The organism is Chitinimonas koreensis (genome assembly GCF_014353015.1).
Taxonomy (GTDB): domain Bacteria; phylum Pseudomonadota; class Gammaproteobacteria; order Burkholderiales; family Chitinimonadaceae; genus Chitinimonas; species Chitinimonas koreensis.
The window spans coordinates 2,665,172-2,679,622 of record NZ_CP060704.1 but is presented as its reverse complement, the minus strand read 5'-3'; the positions used below and the strand labels follow the sequence as shown (position 1 = coordinate 2,679,622).

Annotated in this window: 7 protein-coding genes; 6 read left to right on the top strand and 1 reads right to left on the bottom strand. The window is 63.8% G+C overall.

Annotation, left to right across the window (positions count from 1 at the left end; translation table 11 throughout):
• Positions 1-391: 391 nt before the first annotated feature.
• From H9L41_RS11370 to H9L41_RS11350, 5 genes are all read left to right on the top strand, one after another.
• Positions 392-7,867: a tandem-95 repeat protein gene (locus H9L41_RS11370; protein WP_187523835.1), complete on the top strand. Its 7,476-nt coding sequence runs from the start codon at positions 392-394 to the stop codon at positions 7,865-7,867.
• A 23-nt stretch (positions 7,868-7,890) separates the two neighbouring features.
• Complete coding sequence (locus H9L41_RS24675; protein WP_265584009.1) at positions 7,891-8,892, top strand: Hint domain-containing protein; 1,002 nt, start codon at positions 7,891-7,893, stop codon at positions 8,890-8,892.
• Positions 8,893-9,140: 248 nt separating this feature from the next.
• Positions 9,141-9,377: a Hint domain-containing protein gene (locus tag H9L41_RS24670; protein WP_265584008.1), complete on the top strand. Its 237-nt coding sequence runs from the start codon at positions 9,141-9,143 to the stop codon at positions 9,375-9,377.
• Positions 9,378-9,382: 5 nt separating this feature from the next.
• A complete protein-coding gene (locus tag H9L41_RS11355) occupies positions 9,383-9,955 on the top strand; it encodes a hypothetical protein (RefSeq protein ID WP_187523834.1) in 573 nt (190 codons plus the stop codon).
• A 207-nt stretch (positions 9,956-10,162) separates the two neighbouring features.
• Positions 10,163-10,828 (top strand): polymorphic toxin-type HINT domain-containing protein, encoded by a 666-nt coding sequence (locus tag H9L41_RS11350; protein ID WP_169730174.1) that lies wholly within the window; start codon positions 10,163-10,165, stop codon positions 10,826-10,828.
• Positions 10,829-11,202: 374 nt separating this feature from the next.
• Here H9L41_RS11350 and H9L41_RS26145 read toward each other — a convergent pair whose 3' ends face one another.
• Positions 11,203-11,412 (bottom strand): hypothetical protein, encoded by a 210-nt coding sequence (locus H9L41_RS26145; RefSeq protein ID WP_265584043.1) that lies wholly within the window; start codon positions 11,410-11,412, stop codon positions 11,203-11,205.
• A 288-nt stretch (positions 11,413-11,700) separates the two neighbouring features.
• Here H9L41_RS26145 and mutS point away from each other — a divergent pair, with 288 nt between their 5' ends.
• Positions 11,701-14,295 carry a DNA mismatch repair protein MutS gene (gene mutS / locus H9L41_RS11340; RefSeq protein ID WP_245589197.1) on the top strand — a complete coding sequence of 865 codons (2,595 nt, stop codon included), beginning with the start codon at positions 11,701-11,703 and terminating at the stop codon, positions 14,293-14,295.
• The last annotated feature ends 156 nt before the right edge of the window (positions 14,296-14,451 follow it).

The following is a 14,451-nucleotide window of genomic DNA, read 5'->3' as shown; positions in this document are numbered from 1 at the left end:
TGGAAAAAGGTCGGAAATATCGACTGAATTTGTTCAGTATCTGGTTCGTGTTAGCGAAGCTCTCCGCCAAAATCCTGGCTATAGCCATGTTTTGGAGTTCCCCAATGAAGGGACGGCTAAATCAGTTGCTGCTTTCATACAGGAGGCTATACTCAAGGACGAGTATCACACAGTGCTTGGGCGGTCCAATTTGGATTGGTTTAATACCAATATTTTTATCACCTACCGTAAGAAAGATCCAGTTACCAAGGAGTATGCCAACTCACTCAATGATGAGCTGATTGGTTTCAATCTAACCAAGGATGCAAACGGGGTTGTCACGGCTGCTGAGCAAGTAGCGGTAAATAAGACCAGTATTCTGCGCTCAGCTAGGGAAGCGCTTCAGCCAAGTTTGGATGCAGCTAACTTCCTCGATCTTTACGAAAACACCATCAAACCGCTCACGGTCGAAGAAGAAGGTAACGGCATCGGTGTCACCGAACTCGGCTATGGCCAAGTCGAGTCGCTACTCCCGCAAGCCCGCCAATACTGGCTCGACGCTGGCGCCTCGGCAGCCCTGCTGGACCAGGTGCAGATCCAGATCACCAACCTACCCACCGGCCTGGCCGGCAGCAGCGCGGGCAAGCTGATCCAGCTCGACAGCACCGGCGCCGGCTGGGGCTGGTTCGTCGACGCTAGCGCGGATGACCAGTCCGAGTTCGAGCCGACCGAGCACGCCACCGAATTCCGCGCCAAGGCCGGCAGCCCGGCCGAGGGCAAGCTCGACCTGCTCAGCGTGCTGATCCACGAGTTCGGCCACGTCCTCGGCCTGGAACACGGCGAAGGCGACGACGCCAGCATGAGCGAGCGCATCGAGCCCGGTCTGCGCCGGCTGCCTGATCCGGCCGACGTGGCGGCGCTACGTGCTCATGGCCCGTACTTCGACCGGGTCGGCGCTATCGTCGTCACCGCCGCACCGTCAGCTGCGTCGGTTTCTCAGGTGCCCGCAACGGCGATCGCTGCCGCCAATCCGCAGTTCATCGACGACCTGCTGGCCTGGGCTACCGAGGGCAAGGTCGTCGCCGACCACCGCAGCGCGACCTTGGTCGAGGTGGGCAATAGCCAGACCCGCCTGACCCAGTCCTTCATCGTCGGCGCGCAAGACCGCTACCTGAGCTTCACCGTGGCCAATCTGGCCCTCGACGATCAGGCCGGCCCGGACGACGCCTTCGAAGCAGCCTTGCTCGACGCAACGACCGGCGCCTCGCTGGCGGGCAGTCTGGGAATGAGCCATAGCGACGCGCTGCTCAACATCCAGGCCGACGGTCGCCAGCGGCTGGGACAGGGCGTCACCGTCACGGTCAACGCCGACGGCAGCCGTACTTATCTGATTGATCTGCAAGGCATCGCGGCCGGCACGGCGGTGAACCTGTCGTTCGACCTGATCGGCTTCGGCCGCGACGCCGCCAGCCTGGGCAGCCACGCCACCATCCGCGATGTGCGCCTACTCGGCGCGGCGGTGACGCACGGTGATGCGGTCATGACCGACGAAGACCAGGCCATCGCCATCGACGTCCGCGCCAACGACCAGGGCCAGTTGGCCGGTTTCGTCCCCGAGCTGGTCACCGGCCCGGCCCACGGCAGCGTCACGCTCGCAGCCGACGGCACCTTCCGCTACGTCCCGGCCACCGACTGGTCCGGCGAGGACAGCTTCAGCTACCGCCTGGTCGACGGCGCCACCGCCAGCAACGTCTCGACCGTCCGCATCGCCGTGACCCCGGTCAACGACGCCCCGGTCGCCCTCGACCACACGGTCGAATCGGCCGAGGACCAAGTGCTGCACGGCCAATTGCCGGCCGGCACCGATGCCGACGGCGACACGTCGGCCGCCGTGCTGGTCGACGGCCCGGCCCACGGCGAGCTGGTGCTGAATGCCGACGGCAGCTTCCTCTACCGCCCCAACGCCGACTTCAACGGTACGGACAGTTTCAGCTACCGCCTGAACGACGGCCGCGCCGATTCGAACGTCGCTACCGTGACGCTGACGCTGGCCGCGGTGAACGACGCGCCGGTGGTGCAGGGCGGCCAGGCCGGTCTTGATGAAGACGGCGTGGTCGTGCTCGACCTGCTGGCCGGCGCGACCGACGTCGACGGCGACGCGCTGTCGATCCGCATCGTCGAAGGTCCGATCCACGGCCGCTTGGAGCGCTTGGCCGACGGCCGCTACGCCTACACGCCGGACGCCGACTTCAACGGCACCGACACCTTCCGCTACCTGGCCGGCGACGGCGAGACGGAATCGGACGCGGTGACCTTCACTCTGCACATCGCCGCCGCGAACGACGCACCGACCGCGCGCGACGCCCGCTACGCGTTGGACGAGGATGGCTTCATCGACCTCGACCTGCTCGGCCTGGGCGCCGATGTCGACGGCGACGCGCTGACGTTGAGCATCGCCAATGGTCCGACCCACGGCACGCTGGTCCGCCTCGACGATGGCCGCTACCGCTACGCGCCGGCGGCGGACTTCCACGGCGAGGACCGCTTCCAGTTCCTGCTGACCGACGGCCGGCTGTACGCCAACCTGGCCACCGTGACGCTGGGCGTGCTGCCGGTGAACGACCCGCCGCGCGCCCACGACGCGGCGCTTGCGGTGGAGGAGGACGGCCGGCTGACCATCGACCTGATCGCGCTCGGCCATGACCCGGACGGCGATCCGCTGCGCGCTTTGATCGTCGAGCAGCCGGCCCACGGCACGCTCGCGCTGGGCGACGACGGCCGTTACCACTACGTGCCGGATGCCGACTTCCACGGCAGCGACCGTTTTAGCTTCCGCCTCGACGACGGCCAGGCGCAGTCGGAGCTGGCCACGGTGAACCTGACCGTGGTGCCGGTGAACGACGCGCCGGAGTTGGGCGACGCCGCCTACCGGCTCGATGAGGACGACGAATTGCGGCTGGACCTGGCCGCGCTGGGGCGCGACGCCGACGGCGACGCGCTGCAGATCGAGATCGTCGACGGCCCGGCCCACGGCCGGCTCACCCACCACGCCGACGGCAGCTACCACTACGTACCGGACGCGGACTTCAACGGCGAGGACCACTTCACCTTCCGCCTGAACGACGGCCGCGAGGCGTCGCGGCTGGCCACGGTGCAGCTGACGGTCGACCCGCTGGACGACCTGCCGCAGGCCGACGACGTCACGCTGACGTTGGCCGAGGACGGCAGCCTGGCGATCGACCTGGCCCGTCTGGGCCGGGACGTGGACGGCGACGCCTTGCACGTCGAGCTGGTGGTGGCGCCGGGCCACGGCCGCCTGGTGCGCGAAGCCGACGGCCGCTACCGCTACACGCCCGATGCCGACTTCAACGGCGAAGACCACTTCGGCTACACGGTGAGCGACGGCCACGGCACCTCGAACGTCGGCACGGTACGGCTGACCATCACCGCGGTGAACGACGCGGCGGTGGCGCTGAACGACAGTGCGACCACCCAGCAGGGGCAGCCGGTGCGCATCGACGTGCTGGCCAACGACCGCGATGTGGACAACGCCGCGGGCGGCTTGCCGGCCAACGCAGGGTTGACCACGCGGGTCGTGGTGCAACCGCTGCACGGCAAGCTGGCGGCCAACACCGACGGCAGCCTCACCTATACGCCGGACGCCGGCTTCTACGGCGCCGACAGCTTCAGCTACGTGGCGAACGACGGCCAGGCCGATTCGGTGCTGGCCAGCGTGGCGATCACGGTGGAGGCGGGCAACCGCGCGCCGGTGGCGAAGAACGCCAGCTATACGCTGCAGGAAGACGGCAGCCTGAAGCTCGATCTGCGAACCTTGGGCAGCGATCCAGACGGCAACGCGCTGACGCCGACCATCGTCGCCAATCCGAAGAACGGCACGCTGACGCGCAACGCCGACGGCAGCTACACCTACGTGCCGAAGGCCCACTACAACGGCAACGACAGCTTCACCTTCACGGTGAGCGACGGCAGCCTGACGTCGAATATCGCCACGGTGAGCCTGTGCATCGCGGCGGTGAACGATGCGCCGGTGGCGAAGAACGCCAGCTTCACGCTGCAGGAAGACGGCAGCCTCAAGCTCGACCTGCGCAGCCTGGGCAGCGACGCGGAAGGCAGCACGCTGACCGCGGCGATCGTGGCCCAGCCGAAGAACGGCACCCTCACGCGCAACGCCGACGGCACGTACACCTATGTGCCCAAGGCCGACTACAACGGCAGCGACAGCTTCAGCTACACGGTGAGCGACGGCAGCCTGGTGTCGAACACCGCCACGGTGAGCCTGGCCATCGCAGCGGTGAACGACGCGCCGGTGGCGAAGAACGCCAGCTTCGCGCTGGCCGAGGACGGCAGCCTGAAGCTCGACCTGCGCAGCTTGGGCAGCGACGCGGAAGGCAGCGCGCTGACCGCGGTGATCGTGGCCGAGCCGAAGAACGGCACGCTGACCCGCAACGCTGACGGGACGTACACCTACGTGCCGAAGGCCGACTACAACGGCAGCGACAGCTTTACCTTCACCGTGAACGATGGCGGCCTGACCTCGGCCGTGGCCACCGTCAGCCTGACCATCAACGCCGTGAACGACGCGCCGACCGCGCGCAACGCCAGCTACACGCTGGCCGAGGACGGCAGCCTCAAGCTCGAGCCCAAGAGCCTGGGCAGCGACGTGGAAGGCAGCGCGCTGACCGCAGCGATCGTGGCCCAGCCGAAGAACGGCACGCTGACGCGCAACGCCGACGGCAGCTACACCTACGTGCCGAAGGCCGACTACAGCGGCAGCGACAGCTTCACCTTCACGGTGAGCGACGGCAGCCTGAACTCGGCCACCGCCACGATCAGCCTGACGGTGACGGCCGAAGCCGACGCGCCGTCGCTGGGCCTGGTCGACCCGGCCAACGCCAGCCGCGAGCTGTTCCGCACCGGCTGGGAAAGCGCGGCCAACGTCGACCGCAGCTCGACCCTGGTGCAGCAGGCGGCGCTGGACGGCTGGACGCTGGTCACCACGCCGGACGCCACCCAAGGCGGCCAGAACGGCTTCGAGATCTGGAGCAACGACGACGACATGGCCGACCCGAAGGTGGTGATGCATCGGGTGAAGGCCGCGACGGGCAATGGCGTGAACTGGCTCGAGCTGAACAACTCGACGGCCAGCCAGCATCAGACGCTGGGCACCGAGCGCAAGGTGGAAACGGTGGCCGGTGCCAGCTACACGCTGAGCCTCGACTACGCCGGCCGGGTCGGCTACACGGCCGACATCAGCCGGATCAGCATCTACGTCGATGGCGTGAAGATCGGCAGTTACGAAGCGGCCAGCCCGGCCAGCGGCCTCGACTGGCGTGCGATCAGCTTCAGCTTCGTCGGCAAGGGCGGCAGCCAGGTGATCCGCATCGTGGCCGAGGCACCGAAGCCGGACAGCAGCGGCCGCGGCGCGATGATCGACGACATCGCGTTGACCGAGACGCTGCCGGCCAATACGGGCTTCGAAGACAGCGCGATCGCACTCTCGGCGATCCAGGCTGCGCTGCGCGATACCGACGGCTCGGAAGTGCTGACGGTGGCGATCGACGCGCTGCCGGTCGGCACGATGCTGAGCGACGGCAGCAAGACCTTCACCGCCACGGCTGGCAACGTACGTGCCGACGTGACCGGCTGGAACCTGGCCAAGCTGAGCCTGACGCCGCCGAAGGACTTCAACGGCCGCTTCAACCTGAACGTGATCGCGACGGCGACCGAGCAGGCCAACGGCAAGCAGGCCAGCAGCGCGATGCAACTGGCGGTGACCGTGCGGGCCGTGAACGACGTGCCGGTCGCGGCCGACGACGCGGCCACGCTGGCCGAAGACGACAGCATCGTGCTGAAACCGCTGGCCAACGACCGCGACGCCGACGGCGATGCGCTGAAGCTAGTGGTGGTGAACGGCCCGCAGCACGGCAAGCTGACGCTGAACGCCGACGGCACGGTCGGCTACCTGGCCGACGCCCACTACAGCGGTGCCGACAGCTTCACCTACAAGCTCAACGATGACCGGGCCGACTCCAACGTAGCTACGGTACGGCTGATCATCGACGCGGTGGCCGATGCGCCGTCGCTGAGTCTGGCCGATCCGGCCAAGCCGGCCCGTGAGCTGTTCCGCACCGGCTGGGAAAGCGCGGCCAACGTCGACCGCAGCTCGACCTTGGTGCAGCAGGCGGCGCTGGACGGCTGGACGCTGGTCACCACGCCGGACGCCACCCAAGGCGGCCAGAACGGCTTCGAGATCTGGAGCAACGACGATGACATGGCCGACCCGAAGGTGGTGATGCACCGGGTGAAGGCTGCCGCGGGCAACGGCGCCAACTGGCTGGAGCTGAACAACTCGACGGCCAGCCAGCATCAGACGCTGGGCATCGAGCGCAAGGTGGAGACGGTGGCCGGTGCCAGCTACACGCTGAGCCTCGACTACGCCGGTCGGGTCGGCTACACGGCCGACATCAGCCGGATCGGCATCTACGTCGACGGGGTGAAGATCGGCAGCTACGAAGCGGCCAGCCCGGCTTCGGGCCTCGACTGGCGTGCGATCAGCTTCAGCTTCGTGGGCAAGGGCGGCAGCCAGGCGATCCGTATCGTGGCTGAAGCGCCGAAGCCGGACAGCAGCGGCCGCGGGGCGATGATCGATGATATTGCGCTGACCGAGACCCTGCCGGCCAACACCGGCCTCGAAGACAGCGCGATCCAGCTCTCGGCGATCCAGGCTGCGCTGCGCGACACCGATGGTTCGGAAACGCTGACGGTCACGATCGATGCGCTGCCGGTCGGTGCAGTGCTGACCGACGGCAGCAAGACCTTCACCGCCACGGTCGGCAACACGCGTGCCGACGTCACTGGCTGGAACCTGGCCAAGCTGAGCCTGACGCCGCCGAAGGACTTCAACGGTCGCTTCAACCTGAACGTGATCGCGACGGCGACCGAGAAAGCCAACGGCAAGCAGGCGAGTAGCTCGGCGACGATTGTGGTGACGGTGCTGGCGGTGAACGACGCGCCGGTCGCGAAGAACGCCGGCTACAGCGTGGCCGAGGACGGCAGCCTCAAGCTCGACCTCAAGAGCCTGGGCAGCGATGCCGATGGCGACGCGCTGACGGCATCGATCGTGGCGCAGCCGAAGAACGGCACGCTGACGCGCAACGCTGATGGCACCTTCACTTATGTGCCGAAGGCCAACTACGCCGGTAGCGACAGCTTCACCTACACGGTAAACGACGGCAGCGCGAGTTCGGCGACCTATGCGGTGAACCTGACGGTGACGGCGGTGAACGATGCACCGGTGGCGCTGAACGCGGTCTACCAGCTTCAGCGCGACGGCAGCGTGCGGATCGACTTCGCCAAGCTGGTGGCGGACCTGGAAGGCGATGCGCTGACGCTGACCTTGGGCAAAGCGGCGCACGGCACGCTGACGCGCAACGCCGACGGCAGCTACACCTATCGCCCGGCCAAGGGCTATAGCGGGCTGGATGGTTTCAGCTACATGGTGAGCGACGGCAAGGCCAGCGCCAGCGGCAAGATCACGCTGAGCGTGCTGGGCGGCACCAGCAACTGCGGCGGGGCAAGCCTGGTGGTGCAGTCGACGGCGTCGCTCAAGAGCGGCAGCAGCGACCAGTACGGCTACCTGGTGTACGGCAGCGAAAGCAGCCTGGGCACGGTGGCGGCGATGACGGCCAGCACGGCGGGCGCCGGCGCGACGGTGAGCTGGCAGGGCAACGTGCCGACGGTGCTGGGTGGGCAAACGCTAGGCAAGCTGAGCGGCTGGGACGAGGCGTGGCTGACGGAGCTGCTGGGGACGACGAAGCAGCAGAGCCTGGCGGCGTCGACAGGGCTGGTGGTGAAGGTGCAGAAGTGAGCAGGGCGGACGAGGAGGAGTGGATGCTGTTCGAGACGTCGGTGGAGAATGCGCTGATCAAGGATAGCCAGATGACCGACGGACATTCAGGCTACTCGCTGGAGCAGATCCTGACTTCGGGCGCGATCGGCGGGACGATCCCGGTGGCGCTAGCGGGAGTGTTCAAGCTGATCGGACGGATGATCGGGACGGATTTCGTGCAGCACAAGTTGCTGAAGCGGCTGCCGGTAGAGGAGGGAATCGAGGATCGGTTGGCCAAGTCGTTGGGTTCCGATAATCGGATCAAACTGGTTGACGATATCCCTCACGAAATTCAGGGTAAAACGCAGCTTGATGGCGGTGGCTTGATCAAGTCCGTAACTCCGCTGCGGGAAACGTTGACGATTGCGCAAGCTTCGGTTTGGCACCGTCAGCAAGTTGCCAAAATCACGGAGATACTGAATCCAGCGCAATCCAAGGAAAACCGGGCCAAGATGGCTTGGGGGTGTTTCATCGCGGGCACGCTCGTCCATACCGATAAGGGTTTGGTGCCTATCGAACAGCTCAAGGTGGGTGACAAGGTTCTCTCTCAGCCGGAGGCAAAGGGAGAGAAGGCTTATCGTACGGTGGTGAAAACCCTCGCCTTCGATGACAAGGAAATCCGGTGCATCAAATATTGCACTTACGAGAACCAGCGGGAGGTTCACCACATATATGCTACCGACAATCATCCGATCTGGATTGAAGGTGAGGGTTGGACTGCCGCAAGTCTTGTTGAGCCTGGACAGCATATGGAATTGGCAGATGGGCAGAGAGCTGTTGTATTGGTGAATTGGGTAGTAAATCGTACTCCTAACAGGGGATTTGGTTGGGTCAGTGCGGAAGCGTATCGCGGTGGAAGAAGTGGGCACGTTGTTGATTTTAGGAGTGAGTGCAATTTTTGGCAAAGTTCCATATGGCCTGAGCAGGAGGGTGTGCCGTATTTCGAAGATTATGACTGGCCGCAATTGGAAATAATGGAGGGGCGGATGCGCGTATTAAGCTGACTGTCTTCAATATTGAGGTTGAGAGTTTCCATACCTACTATGTAGGCGAGCTCGGGGCGTGGGTTCACAATGATCATTGTGCTGGCATTGAGTTACTGGTCACTGCCCATGGCAAAGTTCTACCTGCTGGAACAAGGCGTTTCTTATCCGAGAAGGAACTTGGAAACGCAATTCAAGATAATGATGCAAATGGTTACATAGTACCCAGTCTGTACCGAGCACAGGGGCTGGACGAGCTGGAAAGCCGGTTGACCGATCAAGTCTCAGGTGATGCTTTGTACCGAATGGATATTGAACCGAAGTCATGCGGTGACGATCCGGAATTCCAGATCAAGAATGTGGTTGCCCAGCCCATGTGCTTCGTGGCGGGCACCTTGGTGCATACCGATAAGGGGCTGGTGCCGATCGAGCAGATCAAGGTGGGGGACATGGTGTTGTCCAAGCCGGACTCGGGGAGGGCGAGCAGGCCTATAAGCCGGTGGTAGGGACGATGCGGACGGAAGATCAGGAGGTTTATTTTCTGAGTTATTTGCCGAAGACTGAGATGGATGCGGCTGAGCGGGAAGGGCGTACCTGGAATACGGATGAATATGCATATCTCGTGGTGACTGAGAGTCATCCTATTTTTGTAGTGGATGACCATCATCCATCACGGGATGATGAATCAGATTACGAGCCCAGTTGGGTGAGCGCTGGCTGGCTCAGAGGTGGGCACGAAATTGAAACCGTCAGTGGGCAGAATGTAATTGTTTTGGATAGCAATATTATCCTGAAAACAGCCAATAATGATGTTGGCTGGGAGCAGGGGGCTTTTGATTCAAATGAAGGGCGCACTATTGATTTTAATGGTGAAAACATTGCCGCCACATTTGGCAGCGGGGTTAAAGTTCCCAATGTAGACGTTGCTTGGTGGGAGCCTGGAAATAATTTCAAGTGCGCAGTTTATAATTTGGAAGTGGCAGATTACCATACTTACTATGTTGGTAAGCATGGACTGTGGGTGCACAACGACTGCAAAGGAACAATGGATGCAGGCATTGATTTACTGACTGCAGGCCATTGAAGACCCTGTTTACCAATGGCTTACGCCCCCTTTATTCAAGCTGAAAAGTCAATTAATACAATGAGAATTGCGTGGTTAATTGAGTAAGACCGCATGGGGCTGCATACCCGCCAAGAGGGAGGAAAACCTGAAACTGCTTGCTGAGGCATGCCGCGAAATTGGAGCTTCGTTTGCAAAATATTGTCCGGCGCAGAATTGGAGATGTGTATGCAAGATGTACTAGTTGATTTTTATGAGCACCGATTGCAGGGCAAAGGTGTTGCCGGCTTCGTGAAGGGGACTCTTGTTCATGTCGACAAGGGTTTGGTTCCCATTGAACAGATCAAAATCGGTGACATGGTTCTGTCCAGGCCGGAATCCGGGGATGGTCCGCAGGCTTATAAGCGGGTGCTGAATATAGGGATGACGCGTGGGAGGGAGATATACTCGTTAATGCATTGCAATGAATCGGGGGATTTTAATTATTTGTTTACCACGGCCGATCATCTATTTTGGGTGCAGGACATCGGCTGGACAGAGTTAAGGAGGGTGGAGCAAGGTCAAATATTATTTTTAGCAAATGGCTCTTCTGTATACACCATTGAGCGCTGGCCTGTTCTTGAAGCAACGACTGAAGATTGCACTGTCGAAGAGGGCGTGGGTTTTGTTATAACAAATAGTGATTTTTCCAATGCAATGGGGCATCGCGTCCGATTTGCCGAGAAGCCAGTACGCATTAATGAAATGGAATATAACGATGCAATGTACGTCGCGGATAGGTTTACTCGCGATGTCTACAATCTGGCAGTCGAGGATTTTCACACCTATTACGTCGGCGAGATGGGGGTGTGGGTTCACAATTCCAATTACCTAGGAGAGTCATGCGGCCAATAAAGCGAAGGCTATGAGGCCAGCGCCCGAGGGTGATGTGGCGCACTATTCGACCACAAGAGAATGGAAAGACCTCGCCAAATCAAGGCTAGCCCTATGCTGCTGGAGCGCGTGGTCACCATCGAATACAGCCAGTAGAACGTGATCCCGATCTTCTTGATCTGCCCTGCAGGCCCACCGTTATATGCATTGACCGACGCGGTGAATCTGGATATCGGGCCGAGATAGAATTGAGAGTACTTCCAGAAACCACCCTTTCCCCGCGCTGATGCCACACCGTCAGTCTTGCTGCCTATTTTCTAGGCATCCCCACCAAATCGATCTCCCATTTCCCGCCCCGGACCTGCTTTCACCCCGTCCAGAACGCACCTCCGGCGTCAGAACGCCATCACCCCTGCCTCCTTGAGCCCGCTCAGACGCTTCAGGTTGTACGTCGCCGCCTTCAACTGCAGTTGCAGCGCCGCACGCTTCAATCCGATGCGCTGCAGTACCTTTCCGCCCAGCTGGCGCAGTCCTGCGAACGGATGCTCGCCACGTGCCCGTATCCGCGCAATGCGCCGATTGCGTCGCGCCTGTGTTTCCGACAGCGGGCGATGCGGCTTGGCCCGGCGCTGGATGTGCTGATTTCTGAAAGTCCCCGATGCCTGGCAACCATGTCAGTCCAGCAGCCGTGCAATGGAAACCGCGCCTCATTCCAGACCGACCTGATCGATCGCCTTCTACAGCCGATACCCCTCGCCCCACATCGTCCGCCATTGGATAATGTCGCGCCCCCGGCCCTGCGCCCCGCGCCGCAGCCGGCCCCCAGTCACCATTCCGTCGCCGCCCCGAGGCCGACCGCTGCCCGCGGCGACGCATGCCATGAAGAGATGCACATGAACAAGAACAAGAGCGCCCACGACGAGGCAGCGCTGAGCAACCACACCCCGATGATGCAGCAATACCTGCGTCTCAAGGCCGAGCACCCCGACAAGTTCGTGTTCTATCGCATGGGGGATTTCTACGAGCTGTTCTTCGACGACGCGGTCAAGGCCGCGCGGCTGCTCGACATCACGCTGACCGCCCGCGGCCAGTCCGGCGGCGAGCCGATCAAGATGGCCGGGGTGCCGCATCACGCCATGGAGCAATACCTGGCCAAGCTGGTGAAGCTCGGCGAATCGGTGGCGATCTGCGAGCAGTTCGGCGATCCGGCCACCAGCAAGGGTCCGGTCGAGCGGCGGGTGGCACGCATCGTCACGCCCGGCACGCTGACCGACGCCGCGCTGCTCGACGACAAGCGCGAGAACATCCTGCTGGCGATCAATGCCGTGCGCGGCCGCCTGGGCCTGGCCTGGCTGTCGCTGGCCTCGGGCGAGTTCCGCCTGCTCGAGACCGCCAGCGACCTGCTGGCCAGCGAGCTCGAGCGGCTCAAACCGGCCGAGCTCTTGATGCCGGACGACCTGGCGCTCGATCTGCCGTCCGCCAGCGGCTACGCGGTCAAGCGCATCGCCGCCTGGCAGTTCGACGTCGAGACCGCCGCGCGCAACCTGGCGCGCCAGTTCCAGACCCAGGACCTCAGCGGCTTCGGCATCGAGGCGCCCGGCATCGCCACCGGCTGCGCCGGCGCGCTGTACGAATACGCGCGGCAGACCCAGTGCGGCGCCTTGCCGCACGTCACCGGGCTGCTGGTCGAGCAGGCCGGCCAGTACCTGACGCTCGACGGGCCGACCCGGCGCAACCTCGAACTGACCGAGACCATCCGCGGCGAGGCCTCGCCCACGCTGTTCTCGCTGCTCGACAGCTGCCGCACCAGCATGGGCAGCCGGCTGCTGCGCCACTGGCTGCATCACCCGCTGCGCCAGCAGGGCAAGGTGATGCGCCGGCGCGATGCGGTCGGTGCGCTCGGCGAATCGGTCGAACTGGGCCGGCTGCGCGAGCGACTGGCCGACATCCACGACATCGAGCGGATCGCCGCCCGCGTCGCACTGCGCTCGGCCCGGCCGCGCGATCTGTCGAGCCTGCGCGACAGCCTGCGCGCACTGCCGGGCCTGGTGCCGCTGCTGCCTGCCGGCGCGCTGCTCGACGAGCTCGGCCGCCAGCTGCAGCCGCCCGGCGAAGCGGTCGAACTGCTGGCGCGCGCGGTGATGGACGAGCCGTCGGCGCTGATCCGCGAGGGTGGCGTGATCCGCGCCGGCTTCCATGCCGAGCTCGACGAATTGCGCGCGCTGCAGACCAATCACGGCGACTTCCTGCTGGCGCTGGAGGCGCGCGAGCGCGAGCGCAGCGGCATTCCCAGCCTCAAGGTCGAGTACAACCGCGTGCACGGCTTCTATATCGAGGTCACCCACGTCCATGCCGACAAGATCCCCGACGACTATCGCCGCCGCCAGACCCTGAAGAACGCCGAGCGCTACATCACGCCGGAACTCAAGGCCTTCGAGGACAAGGCGCTGTCGGCGCAGGAGCGCTCGCTGGCGCTGGAGAAATCGCTCTACGACGGCCTGCTGGACGCGCTGGCGCCGTTCGTGCCGACCTTGCAGCTGGTGGCCCAGGCGGTGGCCGGGCTCGACGTGCTGGCCACGCTGGCCGAGCGCGCCCAGGCCTTCGACTGGGTGGCGCCGGAGTTCCGCGATGAATGCGTGTTCGCCATCGAGGCCGGCCGCCATCCGGTGGTCGAGCAGCAACTGCGCGACGGCTCGGGCGAGGCCTTCATCGCCAACGACCTCAAGTTCGACGCCGGCCGCAAATTGCTGCTGATCACCGGCCCGAACATGGGCGGTAAATCGACCTATATGCGCCAGGCCGCGCTGATCGCGCTGCTGGCCCATATCGGCAGCTTCGTGCCGGCCCGGCGCGCCGTCATCGGCCGGCTCGACCGCATCTTCACCCGCATCGGCGCCAGCGACGACCTGGCCGGCGGCCGCTCGACCTTCATGGTCGAGATGACCGAGACCGCCAACATCCTCAACAACGCCGGCGAGCACGCGCTGGTCTTGATGGACGAGGTCGGCCGCGGCACCTCGACCTTCGACGGCCTGGCGCTGGCCTGGGCGATCGCCCGCGCGCTGATCGAGAAGAACCGCAGCTATGCGCTGTTCGCGACGCACTACTTCGAACTGACTCGGCTGGCGCTCGACTATCCGCAGGTCGCCAACGTCCACCTCGACGCGGTCGAGCACAAGGACAAGATCGTGTTCCTGCACAGCGTGGAGGAGGGGCCGGCCAGCCAGAGCTACGGCCTGCAGGTGGCGCAGCTGGCCGGCGTGCCGCGCGAGACCATCCGCCAGGCGCGCCGCTACCTGACCGAGCTGGAGAACCAGCGGGTCAGCCAGGCCGGGCAGGGCGACCTGTTTTCGATGCCGCAGCCGGTGGAGGCGGAACCGGAACCGCACCCGCTGGTCGAACGGCTCGCCTCGCTAGACGTCGACGCGCTCAGCCCGCGTGCGGCGCTCGAGCTGGTCTACGAACTGGCTCGGGCGGCGCGCGACTGAAACCCGCCGAGCGCTTGTTCCGACCGGGGTCGAAACGGCGTGGTTACTGGCCCTAAGCCATTGGGATGATTGAAAAAATCAATTAGTAATCGTTTCCGTTGCGGCTATAACCAGTCAGCAGTTCGTAGATAAGCGAGCCGGCGGCGACTGACCGCC

What these genes read in the sequence shown, in the direction of transcription:
- H9L41_RS11350 (WP_169730174.1), top strand. Translation starts at nt 10,163, where the DNA reads ATGCAAGATGTACTAGTTGATTTTTATGAGCACCGATTGCAGGGCAAA.
- mutS (WP_245589197.1), top strand. Translation starts at nt 11,701, where the DNA reads ATGAACAAGAACAAGAGCGCCCACGACGAGGCAGCGCTGAGCAACCAC.
- H9L41_RS24675 (WP_265584009.1), top strand. Translation starts at nt 7,891, where the DNA reads ATGCTGTTCGAGACGTCGGTGGAGAATGCGCTGATCAAGGATAGCCAG.
- H9L41_RS11355 (WP_187523834.1), top strand. Translation starts at nt 9,383, where the DNA reads ATGCGGACGGAAGATCAGGAGGTTTATTTTCTGAGTTATTTGCCGAAG.